Below are 15,947 nucleotides of genomic sequence, written 5' to 3' on the forward strand. Positions count from 1 at the left end.
GTGTGGATTGCGAACGAACGACACGCTGTCCGGAGCGACACCAATGACAGAAGATATCACCCTTACGATAAACGGAACGGAACACGAGCTGTCGGTCCCGCCGAACAAACTCCTCGTCCACGCCATCAGGGACGACCTCGGGCTGACGGGGACCAACGTGGGCTGTGAGACCAGCCAGTGTGGCGCCTGTACGGTCAACATGGACGGCGATGCTGTCAAGTCCTGCACCGTCCTGGCCGTCCAGGCCGACGACACGGAGATCAACACGGTCGAGGGGCTCGCCGACGAGGACGGTGAGTTCCACCCGATTCAGGAAGGGTTCCACCGCGAGCACGGCCTCCAGTGTGGGTACTGTACGCCCGGTATGATGATCACCGCCCAGGAGATACTCGAGGAGAACCCCGACCCCACGGACGAGGAGATCCGCGAGGGACTCGAGGGCAACCTCTGTCGGTGTACCGGCTACCAGAACATCGTCAGCGCGGTCCAGCACGCCGCCGAAGAGCTGGGGCGAGCAGCCCCACAATCGGGTGACGACTGAATGTTCCCCGAAGAGTTCGACTACTACCGGGCCGGGTCGATAGACGAAGCCATCTCGCTGCTGGGCGAGCACAGTGACGGCGACACGGAGATCCTCGCGGGCGGCCACAGCCTCCTGCCGACGATGAAGTCGGGGCTGTCCTCGCCGGACAGCGTGATCGACATCAGCCGCGTCGACGAGATGAGCGGCATCTCCGTCGACGGCGACACGGTCACCATCGGTGCGACCACCAACTACGCGGCGGTCGCCGACTCCGACGAGGTCTGGGAGTCTGCGACCTGCCTCGCGGAGGCCGTCAGCAAGATCGGCGACAAGCAGGTGCGCAACCGCGGCACCGTCGGCGGAAACATCGCCCACGCCGACCCCGCGTCCGACCTCACCGGCGCGTTCCTTGCCTCGAACGGCACGGTCGTCGTCCAGGGCCCCGACGGCGAGCGCCGGGTTGCCGCCGACGACTTCTTCCTGGGCATGTACGCGACGGCTGTCGAGCCCGACGAGATCGTCACGAAGATCGAAGTCCCGAAGACGGGGGAAGACACCGTCGGCGCCTACGTCAAGAAGCCGAGCCCAGCTTCGGGCTACCCGATCGTCGGCGTCGGCGCGGTCGTCGATATCGACGGCGACACGATCCAGTCAGCCCGAATCGCCGCCAACAACCTGATGGACCACGCCGTCAGGCTCACCCCGACCGAGGACGCCCTGGCAGGCGAGCCCGCGACCGAGGAGTCCGTGGCCGCCGCAGCCGAGATTGCCACCGACGACCTCGACGAGATGATGATGATGGAGGACATCGAGGCCTCCCCCGAGTTCCGTGCCCAGCTCGCCAACGTCTTCACCGAGCGCGCGCTCAACGCCGCCCTCGACCGCGTCGAGTCGCCGACGCCCGCCGCGGCCGACTGACGGCCGCCGCTCCGCGACCGACTGACGGCTCGCACCGGTCGCCGTACCGTTCCTGACCGCCACGTGGCCGCCGGGGCACCGTGAGCTGCGTCCGACAGCGCCACGACGAACCCGCCCGACAGTCCGGAGATTTTAATGTACGTAGTCTCTAATCGCAGCCAACGTACGATGTCAAGTCATGGACCGATGATGCAACCGACAGGGAAGGGCTGCCCCACTGACGGGATGGTGCGATGAGCGACAAGACGTTCGGCGGCCTGCCCGAGGTGACTGCCGAGGACATCGAGGCGATGTTCGACAGCGCCGACTACGTCGCCCAGGAGAACATCGTCACGACCGTGTTGCTGTCGCTCCGGCTGGGGAAGCCCCTGCTGGTCGAGGGCGCACCGGGCACCGGGAAGACGGAGCTGGCGAAGGTGCTCGCGACCGGCTTCGACACCGAACTGATCCGGTTGCAGTGTTACGAGGGACTGACCGCACAGGACGCCCTCTACGAGTGGAACTACACGAAACAGTTGCTGTCGGTCCAGTCCGACGAGCGCGGCGTCGAGGATGGGGCGGCCGCCGGGTCGGTGTTCGACGACGACTTCCTGCTCGAGCGGCCGCTGCTCCAGGCGCTGACCTACGAGGGTGACGCCCCACCCGTCCTGCTTATCGACGAGGTCGACCGGGCCGACGAGGAGTTCGAGGCCCTCCTACTGGAGGTGCTGTCGGACTTCCAGGTGACGGTGCCCGAGCTGGGGACGATCGCCGCCTCCCAGCCGCCGATCGTCGTCATCACGTCCAACCGGACCCGCGGGCTATCGGACGCGCTGAAGCGCCGGTGTCTGTACCTCTACATCGATCCGCCGTCCTACGACAAGGAGTGGGACATCGTCCGGCGGAAGGTGCCCGAACTCGACGGCGCCGTCGCCGCCGAGCTCTGTGGTGCCATCCAGCGCTTCCGCCAGGAGCCGCTGATGAAACAGCCGGGCGTCTCCGAGACGCTGGACTGGGCCCGGGCGGTCGCCGCCCTCCGGGCCGACGGCGACGAGGAACTCTCGCTCGAGGAGATCGAGCAGACGCTCTCGACGCTCCTGAAGGAGGTCGAAGACGTCCAGCGCGTCGACGACGAACTCCTCGAGAACCTGCTCGAGGCCGCTCGCGACGCGCGGGCCGAGGCCGCCGAAGCCTGAGATGAGCGAGGAGCCACCCGACGTCGCCGGCACGCGCGACCGACTGCTGACCCACCTGCTGCTGTTCTCGCGGGCGCTGCACGAGCAGGGCGTCCGGGTGCCGACCAACGCCGGCGTGGAGGCCGCCCGGGCGCTCGTCGCCGTCGGCGTCCACGACAAGGGGATCGCCAGAGCGGCGCTGAAGGCAGCGCTGGTCACGGACCCGACCGACATCGCCACCTTCGACTCGATGTTCGAGGAGTTCTGGCGCGCCGTCCAGGACCACCTCGACCCGGAGGACGACGACGGCGAGGACATCGAGGGTGGACTCGAGCCCTTCGGCGAGACCGACGAGGACGACGACCGCGACACGGTGGAGACGACCGAGAGTGACGACGAGAGCGAGGGCGGCGCGACGATCACCTCCGCGGTCTCGAGCGGCACCGAGGACCGACTCGTCGGCGACGAAACCACCGAAACCGCCCTCTATAGCCCGACCGGTGTCTCCGAGCGCATCGCGGTCGGCGACCCGTCGATCGTCGGCCAGTCCGACCTGGAACTCGCCGTCGAGGGACTGACGCGAGCGATCGCCGACCAGCCGGGCCGCCGCTGGGGTCGCGACGGGTCGAGAGCCGTCGACGGCCGGAAGACGCTCCGGCGCAGCTTCGCCACCGGCGGGACGGTGCTCTCTATCGAGGAACACGACCGCAAGGAGACCGAAGTCGAGTGCGTGCTGTTCGTCGACGTCAGCCGGTCGGTGCTGGATACGGTCGACCGCGACTTCCTCGTCCGGTTCCTCCGGACGCTCGCCCGGACCTGGCGGTCGATTCGCGTGTTCATCTTCGATACCGAGATCCAGGAGATAACGGAGGAGCTGAACGCACCGACCCGTGCGGCGACGATGCGGGCCCTCGAGAACGCCGAGGCCGAGTGGGGCGGCGGCACCAGGATCGGCAACGCCATCCGGGAGATACGGACCGACGACCCGACTGCGATCAGCCGCCGGACGGTGGTGTTCGTCGTCAGCGACGGCCTGGAGATGGGCGACGTCGACGTCCTCGAGGAGGAGATGGCGACGCTGTCGCGCACCGCGATGTGGACGCTCTGGCTCAACCCCCTTGCGGCCTCACCCAACTACCAGCCGTCGTGTCGCGGAATGGAGGTCTCGTTGCCGTTCGTCGACGGGCTCGCGCCGTTCACTGGTCCCGACGACATCACCGCTCTGGCCCGTCAGATCGAACTCCACGGTCTGCGCTCCGTGGGTCGAGAGTACCGCACGGGTTCGACGCCGTAGCCGGTGTCGGCGGTGTACCGTCAGTCGTTTCCGGCGACGACGCGGGGGTGAATCGGCCCCTCGCGCTCCTCGAGGTGCGCCGGCTCGCGGTCGTTGTGGACCGCCAGAAGCTCGGCGACGATACTGTGGGCGATGCCGTAAGGCGTCCCCGACCCCAGGTCGAGCCCGACCGGCGTCTGGATGCGGTCGAGTTCCGCTTGCGAGAACGTCCGACCCTCGTCGGCGAAGGCTTCCTGCATCTCCTCGAACCGTTTCCGGGGGCCGAGCAACCCGATGTAGGGAACGTCGGTGTCGAGCAACGCGTCGAGCGAGAGGCGGTCGTCGACGAAGTTGTGGGTCATCGTCACGACGTAGGTCGAGTCGTCGAAGTCGTGGGCGTCGGCCAGCTGTGCCGGTGAGGTCGAGAGCACGTTGTCGGCCCGGGGGAACCGCTCAGCTCGGGCGTTGCCGCCCCGGAAACCGATGACGGTGACCTCGAAGTCGACGTTCTTGGCGAGTTCGACGACCGGGCCGACGTCCGGCCCGGTACCCAACACCACGAGCTTTGGCGAGGGGACGAGCGCCTCCACGAACAGGTCGGCCTCCTTGCCGTCGGCCGTGACGCTGATCGTCCGGCTCTTGCCTGCCTCGAGCAGCGTCCGCACGTCGGCCTCGGCGCCGCGCTCGACCCAGGATGGCAGGTCACCGGCGAACCCCGACTCGGGGTCGTACTGGCCGGTTGCGAACCGCGGCCCGTCGCCGTCGAGGAGGACGAGGCTCGCGAGGCGGTCGCCGTCGGGGAACAGCGGCCGCTCGACCCCGGTCAGCGGCTCGAGCAGGATGTCGATGACGCCGTTGCAGCCGACGCCAAGCCCCCAGATATCGTCGTCATCTTCCATCAAGTCGTAGGTCTCGACGCGGGGCTCGCCCGCCGCGACGACGTCGGCAGCCAGCTGGCGGACTTCGTCCTCGAGACAGCCCGCGGTGACGTTACCGAAGCTGTCATCCTGGGTGATGACCATCCGCGCACCGGGTCGGCGGTACGCGCTCCCGCGGACGCCGACCACCGTCGCGAGGACGCCGTTGCCGTCCTCGTCGGCGAGCAGCCCGCGGATACGTTCGCGAACGTCCTGTTCGGGAACGCTCCAGTTTTGTTGGCTCATACGATAGAAAGAGGCGATAAAACGTATTAACCTTCTGTCGACAGTCCGATATTCCTCCGTCCCGGGCCGCCAGGGCAGACCGAGCCGGGGCTCAGAGATCCTCGGGCCGGTCGACGTCGTACCGGACCCCCGGGTCGCCGGTCTCGACGGCCACGGCCCGGTCGTCGGTGTGGAATATCTCCCGACCGCCGACGTCGCCGTCGATGTCCAGCAGTACGTCGAAGTAGCTGCTGTCGAACAGCGTCGGGTTGCCTCTGGTTCCGTCGTAGGCAGCAGCGATGGCCTTCCCCACCCCGAGTTTGTAAGCCCGTGTGAGGCGGTCGACCGTCGCGGCGTCCACGGTCGGCATGTCCCCCAATGACAGGACGACGGCGTCGGCGTCGCGCTCGGCCGCGGCGGCGACACCCGTCGCGACGGACGTGCTCTGCCCCTCGGCGTATCGTTCGTTCGTGCGAACGATAACGTCGAGTTCCGCGAGCGCGTCCCGCACTCGGTCGGCCTCGTGGCCCACGACGACGGTGACGCCGGCGAGGTCGGCATCCAGCAGCGTCGACGCGGCGTGGTAGACCAGCGGTCGGCCGTCGAGTTCCGCGAGGAGTTTGTTGTCGTCACCGTACCGGCTGCTGGTCCCCGCGGCGAGGACGACGCCGTGGATTTCGGGGTCGTCGGTACGGGCAGCATCGTGTCCGGCGTTTCGGTCGGCCCCGGCCTCGATGTGGGCGTCACGGTCGGCGTCGGCGTCGAGGTCGACGACGGTGATGTCCTGGGGGTCGTACATCAGCGTTCGACCGAGGCGTAGGGGACGACGTCGACGGGCTCCCCCTCGGTGAGGTCAGTCTCGGTGAGGACGAAGCCATCAGCGCGGGTCGCTCTGGTGCTCGAAGACAGCACGCTCGGGTCGAAGGTGTCCTCGTAGACATCGATGGGCGAGTCGGTGTGGCCGAAGGGTCTGGCGACGCCGTCCGTGAGCGTCACGGGGACGGCGTACTCGAAGCCGTCGGGGCCCATCGCGAGGTCGGTCGAGACGGTGGCCTCGACCGCCGGCAGCGCCGTTTCGCCGGTGAAGAAGGGCCGCATCACCAGCGTGGAAATCGTATGGGCACCCAGCGGCTTGCCGGGGATGGCGAAGGCCACGGCGTCGGGCAGCGTCGCCAGCGCAATCGGTTTGCCTGGGCGGACCCGTACGCGGTGGAACTCGACAGTGCCCAGATCCGCGAGCGACCGGATGACGTAGTCCTTGTGCCCGACGCTGGTGCCGCCGGTCGTCACCACGACGTCGTACTCCGCCGCGAGGTCGGCGATGGCGTCCGTGACGCGGTCGGACTCGTCGGGGACGGTTCCCTCGTAGGTCGCGTCGTGGCCCCACGACCGGACCAGCCCCATCAGCATCGGCGAATCCAGGTCCGACTGCCGCCCCTCGTGGATCTCGGTGCCCGTCGCGAGGACACCGACGGAGAGGCGTTCGGTGACGTCGACCTGCTCGCGCCCGAGGTCCCCCAGCAGGATGGCGTCGATGGGCGAGAGCCGCTCACCGGCGGCGAACAACTGCTCGCCCTCGCGGACGTTGCTGCCCTTCTCGTAGGTGTAGGTTCCGGGTTCGAGCGTCGTCCCCCGGAGCTGGTCGTCCTCGACCTCGGACTCCTCGCGCTTGAGGACGGCGTTGGCTTCCGGTGGAAGGGGTGCCCCGGTGGCTATCTCGACGGCCTGGCCGGGTTCGATCGACGGTGGTTCGTCCTCGGGATATATCTCGACGTCGGTGACAGTCAACGGGTAGTCGTCGGTCGCGTCGAAGGCGTAGCCGTCCATCGTCGCGTGGTCGTAGTTCGGGATGTCGGCCTGTGCGACGACCGGGCTGGCGAGCGTCCGGCCAGCGATCTGATCGAGGCTGACGGACTCGGTGGGCCGGGCAGCGAGCGCCCGCTCACGGGCGTCGAGTACCTGCTCGACCGCATCGCGCCGCCAGACCATGTCCTCGTGGTCGTGTGCCATTCTCGTGTGCAACGAGGGCGAAACACGGTAAAAGAATGTCGTCCGCTACGGACTCTCCGAGGCATTGCGCGGGAGCGGGACGGACAGTGGCCTGTCCCGGGCGACGAACGTACCGCACCGAGCCCCGGCCAGTCGAACGGCCGGGAGCGTTCATGCGGTTGCTCCCAACCGTTGGCCGAAAATCGTCCCGAGCAACGGGAGTCCCTAGCGACGAACTTGATGAATGATGTGGTCGAGTTGGGGCAACAGCAGGTCCTCGACGCCAAGGCGGACGGCGTTCTCGCTGCCTGGCAGCGCCACCACCGGCGTCCCCGCGACCACGCCCGCCGTCGTGCGCGAGAGCATCCCCGGCAGACCGATCTCCGCGACGCTCCGGCGGCGGAACTCCTCGCCGAAGCCCGGCAACTCCCGGTCGAACAGTGGCTCCAGGGCCTCGACCGTCACGTCGTCCGGCGTGATTCCCGTTCCGCCCGTCGTCACGACCACGTCGACACCGCTCTCGATCGCGTCCGTAACAGCTGCCCGAATGTCGTCGACGTCGTCCGGTACGACTGTCCGCTGTGCGACAGTGTACCCCGCCGACTCGGCCAGCGATGCGATAGCGTCGCCGCTTTCGTCGGGCGTCGCTGTGTCGCTCTCGGACCGCGAGGTGGAGATGGTGACGACCGCGAAGGTGCTGTCGGCGGCCTCGCCCGAATGGTCGTGGGGCGTGTCGAAGTCGCCGCTGTGGTCGTGACTGTGGCCGTGGTCGTGGCCATGGCTGTGGCCAGAATCGGACTTCGGGTGGTGGTCACGGGCCATCAGCACGAAGGTCCGGAGCCGTCCCTCGGAGTCGTTCCTGACACCGTGGCGCTCGCCGGCGGGCGCTATGACGGCCTGGCCGGCCGCGAGGGTCCGCTCCTCGTCGCCGACGATGAACGTCCCGGACCCCTCGAGCACCTTGTACACCTTGTCGGCGTCGCCGTGGGTGTGGGGCGTCTGTTCCTGGCCGGGTTCGAAGCAGTAGACGTCCGCGAACAGCCGGTCGGTCTCGAAGAGGTTGTGTTTCTGAAACTCCTCGGCGGCGAACCCGTCCAGGTCGGGGACATCGACGACGTCCATAGCTGAACGTCGCCCAGAACGGTCTTAGTTCTTGGTGGCGGGCCCGGAGTCGACCCCGGACGAGTGGTAGTGGCGACTGACTAGCGTATCTGCGCTCGACCGGAGACTCGCTGTCAGGGACCGGGTGGACGCTTGCTCCCCGAAATACGGCGTCGGACCGAACCACCCAGGTGTGGGAGAGTGACTCAGGTGTGGACGTTGCCCGTGTCGTACTCGATCGACATATCGAGGTGGTCGATCTGCCACTCGCCGTCGACTCGGCGGTACTCGTCCTCGTACCAGCCGAACACCCAGCCCTCGGTCCCATCCGGCATCACGTAGAACTGCATGAGGTACCAGTGGCCCCAGGCCGTGTCGCCGTCGACGTCGATCTGGGGCAGCAGCATCGTGTGCATGCTGAAGCGGTAGTCGACGTTGTCCCGCCAGTACTCGTAGACGGCCTCGGCGCCGTGGAACGTCCCCTCGCGGTACTCGACGACGGCGTCATCGGTGAACACCTCGAAGGCAGCGTCCCACTCCTCGTAGTCGATCGCGCGGGCGTACGTCGCCCGAAGCTCGCCGATCTCGAGTCTGTCCAGCGCGACCCGTCCAGGGCTGGTCATGCACGTCCCTCTCGGTGCCATCCGTCGGTGTCCGGTCGGTTCATACGCGTGGCTGTCTAGCCACGGGATTAATTCTACCGCCGCGAACACGCCGACCCAGAGCTCCCGGACGAATGTATACAGCAATCGCGAGTGAGGGTGCCGACCGGCGACGGGTCGCCTAGACGTCGAAAACCGTCCGGGCGTTGTCGCTGAGCAGTTTCTGGACGACGGACTCGTCGAAGCCGTACTCCTCGATCTGGGAGAGCGACTCCTCGTAGTCGAGGACGGGCCAGTCAGTGCCGAACAGGGACTTGTCCTGGCCACGCGTCCGGATGAACTGGACGACGTTCTCCTCCCAGTATTTCGGCGCGTGAGCGGTCGTCGCCATATAGACGTTGTCGTGCTTCCAGGCGATGGCCTCGAGTTCCTGGGACCACGGCCAGCCGGTGTGACTCGCCACGATGTCGAGGCCGGGGAAGTCGATGGCGAGGTCGTCGACGAGGAGGGGTTTGCCGTGTTTGCTGGGCATCTTCATCGCCGAGTGGCCCACCTGCATCACGACCGGGACGCCGAGTTCGGCACACTTGGCGTAAAAGGGGTACAGCTTGCGGTGGTTCAGCGGGAGGTCCCAGCCGTAGGGTTCGAGGTGGCCCGCAATGAAGCCGTGGTCCTCGACGTACTCCTCGAGGAGGGCGACGCCCTCCATGCCAGTCCGGGGGTTGATGCCGGCCATGCCCTTGAACCGGTCGGGGTGGGTGGCACAGAGGTCCGCGACCAGGTCGTAGGGCACCTCTATCTGGAGGCCGCCGTTGGGGTCGCCGAACTGGAGCGCCGGGATGAACGCCTGCTCGACGCCGTGTTCGTCCATGTCCGCGACGAACTCGTCGGGGGAAACTGCCGTGCGCTCGACGTCGTACATGTACTCCCGGTTGAACAGCTCCGAGGCCACGGTGGCGGCCTGCGAGCCCGAGAACTTCGCCAAGCCCTCGGGAGTGAAGGGATTACACCAGATGTCGATGATGCCGTCGTCTATCATACGTCTATTCTCGGATGTGGGATGAGCCCGCATAATAATACCGAGTATTCTGGCCGCGTCATGGTGTCCATGTGAGAGGTGCTGGTGAATCGGGAGCGACCTCGACGGGCGGGCGACCCGTCGCGAAGGTGGCCCAGATGTCAACTGGAGCGAACGAAACTTTATGCCGCTCTCAGCGGAACCACGAGGCGTTCCTCTCATGCACATCGAGTACGACGGCGACCCCTTCGAGGACCGGCCAGAAGGCACGATCGACCGGTTCGAGGAGACGGTGCCACGGCCGCGTCGACAGTCCGAGATCGGGCCCAACGCCAACCACCTCGTCTGGGAGTTCGACCAGGAGGGCTCGAAGTGGTTCCAGCAGAACGAACTAGTTCGCCTCGATCCCGGCCAGTACACCGCCTTCCAGTCACACCTCCCCGACGTCGAGGGGCCGAAGGAGGTCTGTCTGCGGATCTTCGACGGCAGGGCACGCCTCCGGACGGAGTACTGGGACGAGACCCTCGAGCGGTTCGACACAGTCTTGATTCCGCCCAACACCGCCTACCAGATCGGCAACCCGACGACGGAGCCGCTGTGGTACGCCGCCATCGCCTCCGTCGGCGACAACGAGGTCCCGGAGGCGTCGTCGCTACCCGTCCACGAGCGGCCGGGTGCTGCCGAGGAGTACCGCCGGATCATGGCTGCGCGCAAAGAGCGCGGGCTGCCCACGCCGGAGGACGCCGGCGACTACGACGGCGACCCCGAGAAAGACCGACCCGAGCCCGAGGTTCGGCCGTTCAGCGAGACCTTCCCGGTCCACTTCACGGAGGCGCTCGAGACGACCGGCGCCAACTCCAACCGGAACGACTGGATCACCAGCTTCGAGCACTCGGAGTGGATCACCCAGAACTCGCTTCTGAGTCTCGAACCCGGGGAGTACGTCAGCATGCACGCCCACTTCGACAACGAGGGGCCCTACGAGGAGAACTACTGGATCATCGACGGCAAAGCCCGCCTCCAGACCGAGTACTGGGACACCACCCTCCACAAACACGACTGTGCGTTCTTCACCACGGGCGTGCCCCACGGGCTGGGCAACTGCGGGACGGACACACTCTGGTTCGCCGCTTGGTCGTCGAAGGGCGGCCACACGTCGGACTTCGACATCGACGACGTCGAGACGTCCGAGCGGCCCGGTCTCAAGGAAGAGTACAGGCGCGTGATGGCCGCCCGGAAGAAGCGCGGCCTGCCACTACCACCCCACGTCGACGTCGACCTCGGGGAGTGACCTAGTCGAGTTTCCCTTCCTCACGGAGGGTCGCTTCGATGCGCTCGCCGAGCGCCATCTTGTCGATCTTGTTCGCTGCCGTCTTGGGCATCTCGTCGAGGTGTTCGAGCCGTTCGGGCCACTTGTACTTCGCCAGCCCCCGCTCGTCGAGGAGGTCGGTGATATCCTCGAGCGTGAGGTCGCGCTCCGCCACCACGAACGCGCACGCCCGCTGGCCGTACTGGGGGTCGGGCATCCCGACAACCGCGACTTCCGTCACGGCATCCAGGTCCGCGATGTGGTCCTCGATGTTGGTGGGGAAGATGTTCTGGCCGCCCCGGAGGATCATGTCGTCGACCCGGCCCTTCAGCGAGACGTTTCCCCGCTCGTCGATCGACGCGGCATCGCCCGTCCGGATCCACACCTTGCCGTCTGCGATCTGATACTCCTCGCGGGTGAGCTCGGGCTCATCGTAGAACCCGAACGCCAGATTGGGGCCGCTGTAGACGAGTTCGCCGACCTCACCAGTGCCGAGGGTCTCGCCGCCCTCACCGACAATCTTGCAGTCGACGAACGGCATGGGCTTGCCGGCGGTCGACCGTCTGACGGCCTTGGTCTCGCCAGGGTGGACGATGAAGCCGGCGCCGCCCTCGGTCACCCCGTAGTAGCTGACGACCGTCGTGTCGCGGGCCTCAAAGTAGTCGGCGGTCGCCGACGGAATCGGCTCGCCGGAGAAGACGATCAAGCGTACGGACTCCAGCGAGTAGTCGTCGGCGCCGTCGACGTCTTTCATCTTGTTGAGTTGGGTCGGCGCTGCGGTGATCACTGTCGGCTCTACCTCATTGATGCGCTCCCAGTACTCCTCGGGGGAGTTTCCGGGGTCAGTGATGTGGGCGGTCGCACCGGTCAGGAGAATCCCGGTGAAGGCCAGCGGCAGCGAGATGCCGTGGGGAAACGGTGCCAGCCCAAGGACGTCGTCGTAGGGCGTAATCCCGAACTGGTTGCAAATCGGCTCGGTCCACGCCCGCCGGCAGTTCGACGTCCAGTACACCGGCTTGGGCATGCCAGTCGTCCCGCCGGTGTGGCGCAGCCGGTCGGGATAGTCCGGGCCCAGCCCGCCGGGGACGAACCCGCTCGAGTCAGTTGCGACGAGCTCACCGAACTCGAGGGCACCGTCGGGAACCCCCTCGCCGACCGCGATCACGTGCTCGAGTGAGTCGACGTCCGACTGGAGGTCGAGCAGCGTCTCGACGTGGTCGTAGTCCCGGTAGTTCACCGGGCCGATGTACGCCCTCGGCGCCTCCTTTCTGACGAGGTGTTCGATCTCCTTGCGCCGGTACCGGGGCATCAGCGTCGCCGTGACGAGACCCGCCCGGAAGATACCCAGCCTGGCGACGTGCCACTCGACGACGTTCGGGAGGTGGAGACTGACCCGGTCGCCCTCCTCGAGACCCAGCTCCCAGAGGGCGGCCGCCAGACCGTCGGCCCGCTCGCCGAGTTCCCGCCAGGTGAGCGACCGGTCGTCGTCGGTGACGGCGGTCGTTTCGGGGTGGGTGTCGACCCGGTACTCGAGGTGGTCACCGATCGACATCTCGCCCCAGGCACACAGCTCGTGGTACAGGGCGGCGTCGAACTCCTCGAACAGCGACTCTTCCAGGAAGGTATCGTAATACTCGCTCATTGCCGGAGGGTCGGGAGAATCGCTCAAAGACGTTCGGGTCCCACGGGCGCCCGCGCCCGGATTCGGCCATAGGCTCGCGCCGCACGGTGCGTCGAGCCCCTAGACGTCGGGCACCCCTCGTCTAGATGCCCCTCAGATGGCGCATTCCTCGCGGAACCCCTCGAAGGCCCCGGTCTCGCGCGCTGGCGGTACAGCCCGAGCAGCCGGCCTAGCACCGACCTAGATATAACCTAGACCGAGTGGGAACGTCGGCGAGGAACAGCATGCCGGTGGTGGTTCGGTGGCCCGCTGATCGTGGTCGGAGGGGGGAGCCACCCGCACTGAGACGACAGGAGTGTCCGGTGACACCGAACTGGATGCGGCCCATATCGAGACCCGGCAACCCAGCGGTTGCGAGGGGTTCTCCAACCCCGCTCGGAGCATAGGATCATCGACGCACCCGGGAGCAGGTGTTTGAGGAGGTGTAGAGAACCCCGATATATTCGGAGGTGAATCGGCCCTCGAAGTGAAACCCGAGACTGGCCAGACAGGGAGTGACAAATCGCCATCCGGTGGCACTGTACGCCCACCGAATTCGAAACGGTTTTTCTGACCGACCCCCGAGCCTAGACGAACGATGGCCGAAGAAGGCGACGAGAACGTTGGGGGTGCAGGAGAGCGGCACCGACAGAGCAAGGTCGGGCGCGTCATCATCGACAGGGATCTAGGCGACATCGGCGCAGCGCTCGAGCACCACTGGACAGCCGAGGATCAAGAGAGCATGAGTCTTCGCACGCTCGCCGACTTCTTCAACCAGCGAGTGCTGCGTGGAGCGATGGAGGACGCCGGGATGCAGGTGCTCGACGGCGAGGCAGAGAACCTCTACGAGCTGCTGACCGGCGACGATGTGAGTGGCGGGAGTCGCGTGCAGGCCAAGCGACGGCTCGAACGAGAGGGGCTCGACGTCGGCGCACTCATGTCGGACTTCGTCTCACACCAGGCAGTACACACCTACCTGACGAAGTACCGCGGCGCGTCGGCACCAGCGTCGAACGGCACGACGGGGACCGATTCGGAACGCATCACCATCCAGCGGCTTCGGAACCGGCTCGCCGCCGTCGTCACGAACAGCCTCACCTCCCTCCGATCGAAGGGCCAGCTGACTCTCGGTGAGTTCGACGTCTTCGTAAACATTCAGATCAGGTGTGACGATTGCGGCACCCAGCTGACCGTGAGCGAACTCTTCGAGACGGGGGGCTGTGAGTGCGATCGAGTGGAGTGATGCCACCGTGCTGGCAGTGCTAGCCCGGGCGACCACGGCGAGGTGCCGGTGGGCGCATCCGAAACGAATCGTCCTCGACTCATCACTCGAGGACACTCGTCCGGTATTAGCGGACCGAAGATACCCCGATGTGGACACAATCGTGAGAGCGTGGCAGTTGGAATAACACAACTACGAGTGTTATTTTCAACCGGTCCAGTTCAGAACGTCACTCGACCAGCCATGTATGGGAGGCGCTATCGGTGACTCCCGCGGCCAAGCTGCTGGGGTAGCTGACTGCGCCTGTGCAGGGAGATTTTCCGGGATAATCGGACGGTCGTCGATGCAGAGTAACTGGTGGATGCTGGACGTGAGTGGTACAGAGCACTCCTAGAGTGGCCTAGAACCGTACCGTTCGGGACGTTCACCGTCATCACACTAGCAGCAGAAGATTCGATAGTACCGGAAATCCTCGCAATACTTGTCAAAGCCGTCGACCACCGAAACGGTGACCGACGGCAGCCGGGGCTCTGCTCGTCGAACGGGTTGCTGGTCGTAGACGAGACGCTGCGGCCTAGCGTCGATCGACGGCCGAGGGGCCTTACGATGCATTTATTACGTGTCGTCAATTGGTACCACGTGCCGGGATACGTGTCCAGTCTTGGGAATCCATGGTGGCACAGCGGTTATCCAACACTGATAGGCACGATCCCGAGGCATCGCTCGCCAACCACGAGACGCGGTCCGTAACTCCGCTGTCTGAGAGGGCATAGTCCGACTCTCGGAGAGACCGTGCGGTCGTTGGGCCCCAGGTCTGACAAGCCCAACCACTTTTCGCCGTCGTCACGACCGCTAGCGAGCGCTGCCGCTTGTCCTGTCAGTAGTGGACTCGTCGAGTGGTTTCGATGCATCGGACGGGACCACACTCGCGTGTACGAGCCGTGAACGGGTGTCTAAGTACGCCACGTGTGGACACGACGGGAACGAGAGACTCCCCACACGCTCACGCCCCGGTGGGTGAACCGAGAACCCAGTCACACCAGCCCGGTTTACGTGTCACCCAGATTGTGTGCTGGCTGCCGAGATCGGTGCTATCGTGAGCCCGTGGCCAGTTTCAACAGAAGTAATTGTATTATCGGCTAACAAAAATATTTAGACAGCTCTGCGTGTACACAGACACATGAGAAAACTGGACGAGATCGCTGCAGACCGACTCAGAGCGGCACTCGACGACGCCGAGGACGCGAAGGCCGCAAAGCGGCTGATGGTCGCCATCGCGTACAAGGACGGCGTGGACGTCGAGACGATCTCCCGGCGGTACGGAATCCCCCAGTCGACAGTCTACTACTGGCTCGACCGGTTCGAGTCGATGCCGATCGACGACGCCCTCCGCGACGAGCAACGGCCAGGCCGACCGCCAAAGTTCTCGGCAGCGCAGCGAGCGGAGGTCGAATCGTGGCTGGAAGCGCCACCAGCGGCGGTCGACATCGACGCAGACGGCTGGACGGCAACCCTCCTCCGCGACCACATCTACGACACGTTCGACGTCGAGTACTCGGTCGCACACGTCAGCCGGACGTTCCTCGAATGACGCGCGCTGCGGCTCCAAAGAGAACTATTTTCGTCTGAGCTCGTGGATTGCTATTGGTTCGGTGGTGAACGGGCCGACGTTCCGCAGAGAAAATTGTTTTCTGCGAGTAAGAGCGTCGAGGGACACTTCACGAGTAGTGCGATGAAACGCCGGCATGTGACCAGCCAGTCACCCAATTTTACAAATTATTCAATCAAATAGAAACCGACGTTTGAATTTCACTCACGCGGACGCTGCACACGTATCCTCGGATATCAGGTGGGCGCCTCGTTTTGCCAAGCGGGATGGAGCACAGTCTCGCGACTGAGATTCGCTCCGGTTGAGAAGTAGTAGATCGTCGACCGTCGCCAGCTCGGCCCAAAGCCCATTGTTGGCGAGGTACCCGATTCTTCTCGACGAGCGTGGTGCGGCCCAGGTATCCAGCTGCTTCCGTTGGCAGCGGTTT

At 65.8% G+C, this 15,947-nt stretch carries 14 protein-coding genes; 7 read left to right on the forward strand and 7 right to left on the reverse strand.

Annotation, left to right across the window (positions count from 1 at the left end; translation table 11 throughout):
- Positions 1-43: 43 nt before the first annotated feature.
- The 4 genes from NL126_RS04085 to NL126_RS04100 all read left to right on the forward strand — a co-directional run bounded on the left by NL126_RS04085 (position 44) and on the right by NL126_RS04100 (position 3,889).
- Positions 44-541: a (2Fe-2S)-binding protein gene (locus NL126_RS04085; protein WP_255197639.1), complete on the forward strand. Its 498-nt coding sequence runs from the start codon at positions 44-46 to the stop codon at positions 539-541.
- On the forward strand, positions 542-1,441 hold the full coding sequence (locus NL126_RS04090) for an FAD binding domain-containing protein (RefSeq protein ID WP_255197640.1): 900 nt from the start codon (positions 542-544) through the stop codon (positions 1,439-1,441). It abuts the gene before it with no gap.
- A gap of 233 nt (positions 1,442-1,674) precedes the next feature.
- Positions 1,675-2,616: an AAA family ATPase gene (locus NL126_RS04095; protein ID WP_255197641.1), complete on the forward strand. Its 942-nt coding sequence runs from the start codon at positions 1,675-1,677 to the stop codon at positions 2,614-2,616.
- A gap of 1 nt (position 2,617) precedes the next feature.
- On the forward strand, positions 2,618-3,889 hold the full coding sequence (locus NL126_RS04100; RefSeq protein WP_255197642.1) for a VWA domain-containing protein: 1,272 nt from the start codon (positions 2,618-2,620) through the stop codon (positions 3,887-3,889).
- Between the two features lie 20 nt (positions 3,890-3,909).
- Here the strand turns inward: NL126_RS04100 and NL126_RS04105 are convergent, their stop codons facing one another.
- From NL126_RS04105 to NL126_RS04130, 6 genes are all read right to left on the reverse strand, one after another.
- On the reverse strand, positions 3,910-5,031 hold the full coding sequence (locus NL126_RS04105; RefSeq protein ID WP_255197643.1) for an XdhC family protein: 1,122 nt from the start codon (positions 5,029-5,031) through the stop codon (positions 3,910-3,912).
- 91 nt (positions 5,032-5,122) lie between these two features.
- A complete protein-coding gene (locus NL126_RS04110; protein ID WP_255197644.1) occupies positions 5,123-5,809 on the reverse strand; it encodes a nucleotidyltransferase family protein in 687 nt (228 codons plus the stop codon).
- Entirely contained in the window at positions 5,809-7,020 is a 1,212-nt protein-coding gene (locus NL126_RS04115) for a molybdopterin molybdotransferase MoeA (RefSeq protein ID WP_255197645.1), read from the reverse strand. Before NL126_RS04115 ends, NL126_RS04110 begins: the two co-directional genes overlap by 1 nt.
- Before the next feature lie 204 nt (positions 7,021-7,224).
- Positions 7,225-8,121: a molybdenum cofactor synthesis domain-containing protein gene (locus NL126_RS04120; RefSeq protein WP_255197646.1), complete on the reverse strand. Its 897-nt coding sequence runs from the start codon at positions 8,119-8,121 to the stop codon at positions 7,225-7,227.
- A gap of 185 nt (positions 8,122-8,306) precedes the next feature.
- On the reverse strand, positions 8,307-8,723 hold the full coding sequence (locus tag NL126_RS04125; RefSeq protein ID WP_255197647.1) for a nuclear transport factor 2 family protein: 417 nt from the start codon (positions 8,721-8,723) through the stop codon (positions 8,307-8,309).
- Positions 8,724-8,883: 160 nt separating this feature from the next.
- Positions 8,884-9,741 (reverse strand): amidohydrolase family protein, encoded by an 858-nt coding sequence (locus tag NL126_RS04130; protein WP_255197648.1) that lies wholly within the window; start codon positions 9,739-9,741, stop codon positions 8,884-8,886.
- A gap of 199 nt (positions 9,742-9,940) precedes the next feature.
- Here NL126_RS04130 and NL126_RS04135 point away from each other — a divergent pair, with 199 nt between their 5' ends.
- The gene (locus NL126_RS04135) at positions 9,941-11,011 is read left to right on the forward strand and encodes a cupin domain-containing protein (protein ID WP_255197649.1); all 1,071 of its coding nucleotides are present in this window, start codon (positions 9,941-9,943) and stop codon (positions 11,009-11,011) included.
- 1 nt (position 11,012) lies between these two features.
- Here the strand turns inward: NL126_RS04135 and NL126_RS04140 are convergent, their stop codons facing one another.
- Positions 11,013-12,671 (reverse strand): class I adenylate-forming enzyme family protein, encoded by a 1,659-nt coding sequence (locus tag NL126_RS04140; protein ID WP_255197650.1) that lies wholly within the window; start codon positions 12,669-12,671, stop codon positions 11,013-11,015.
- 616 nt (positions 12,672-13,287) lie between these two features.
- Here NL126_RS04140 and rdfA point away from each other — a divergent pair.
- Positions 13,288-13,932: a rod-determining factor RdfA gene (gene rdfA / locus NL126_RS04145; protein ID WP_255197651.1), complete on the forward strand. Its 645-nt coding sequence runs from the start codon at positions 13,288-13,290 to the stop codon at positions 13,930-13,932.
- Between the two features lie 1,159 nt (positions 13,933-15,091).
- Positions 15,092-15,502 carry a helix-turn-helix domain-containing protein gene (locus NL126_RS04150; RefSeq protein WP_255197652.1) on the forward strand — a complete coding sequence of 137 codons (411 nt, stop codon included), beginning with the start codon at positions 15,092-15,094 and terminating at the stop codon, positions 15,500-15,502.
- Positions 15,503-15,947: the final 445 nt, after the last annotated feature.

The sequence above is a fragment of the Halorarius litoreus genome (assembly GCF_024362405.1).
In the GTDB taxonomy this organism is placed as follows: domain Archaea; phylum Halobacteriota; class Halobacteria; order Halobacteriales; family Haloarculaceae; genus Halorarius; species Halorarius litoreus.

Excerpts from the sequence above, each read along its gene's own strand:
- NL126_RS04085 (WP_255197639.1), top strand. The coding sequence starts at position 44 with ATGACAGAAGATATCACCCTTACGATAAACGGAACGGAACACGAGCTG.
- NL126_RS04090 (WP_255197640.1), top strand. The coding sequence starts at position 542 with ATGTTCCCCGAAGAGTTCGACTACTACCGGGCCGGGTCGATAGACGAA.
- NL126_RS04095 (WP_255197641.1), top strand. The coding sequence starts at position 1,675 with ATGAGCGACAAGACGTTCGGCGGCCTGCCCGAGGTGACTGCCGAGGAC.
- NL126_RS04100 (WP_255197642.1), top strand. The coding sequence starts at position 2,618 with ATGAGCGAGGAGCCACCCGACGTCGCCGGCACGCGCGACCGACTGCTG.
- NL126_RS04105 (WP_255197643.1), bottom strand. The coding sequence starts at position 5,031 with ATGAGCCAACAAAACTGGAGCGTTCCCGAACAGGACGTTCGCGAACGT.
- NL126_RS04110 (WP_255197644.1), bottom strand. The coding sequence starts at position 5,809 with ATGTACGACCCCCAGGACATCACCGTCGTCGACCTCGACGCCGACGCC.
- NL126_RS04115 (WP_255197645.1), bottom strand. The coding sequence starts at position 7,020 with ATGGCACACGACCACGAGGACATGGTCTGGCGGCGCGATGCGGTCGAG.
- NL126_RS04120 (WP_255197646.1), bottom strand. The coding sequence starts at position 8,121 with ATGGACGTCGTCGATGTCCCCGACCTGGACGGGTTCGCCGCCGAGGAG.
- NL126_RS04125 (WP_255197647.1), bottom strand. The coding sequence starts at position 8,723 with ATGACCAGCCCTGGACGGGTCGCGCTGGACAGACTCGAGATCGGCGAG.
- NL126_RS04130 (WP_255197648.1), bottom strand. The coding sequence starts at position 9,741 with ATGATAGACGACGGCATCATCGACATCTGGTGTAATCCCTTCACTCCC.
- NL126_RS04135 (WP_255197649.1), top strand. The coding sequence starts at position 9,941 with ATGCACATCGAGTACGACGGCGACCCCTTCGAGGACCGGCCAGAAGGC.
- NL126_RS04140 (WP_255197650.1), bottom strand. The coding sequence starts at position 12,671 with ATGAGCGAGTATTACGATACCTTCCTGGAAGAGTCGCTGTTCGAGGAG.
- rdfA (WP_255197651.1), top strand. The coding sequence starts at position 13,288 with ATGGCCGAAGAAGGCGACGAGAACGTTGGGGGTGCAGGAGAGCGGCAC.
- NL126_RS04150 (WP_255197652.1), top strand. The coding sequence starts at position 15,092 with ATGAGAAAACTGGACGAGATCGCTGCAGACCGACTCAGAGCGGCACTC.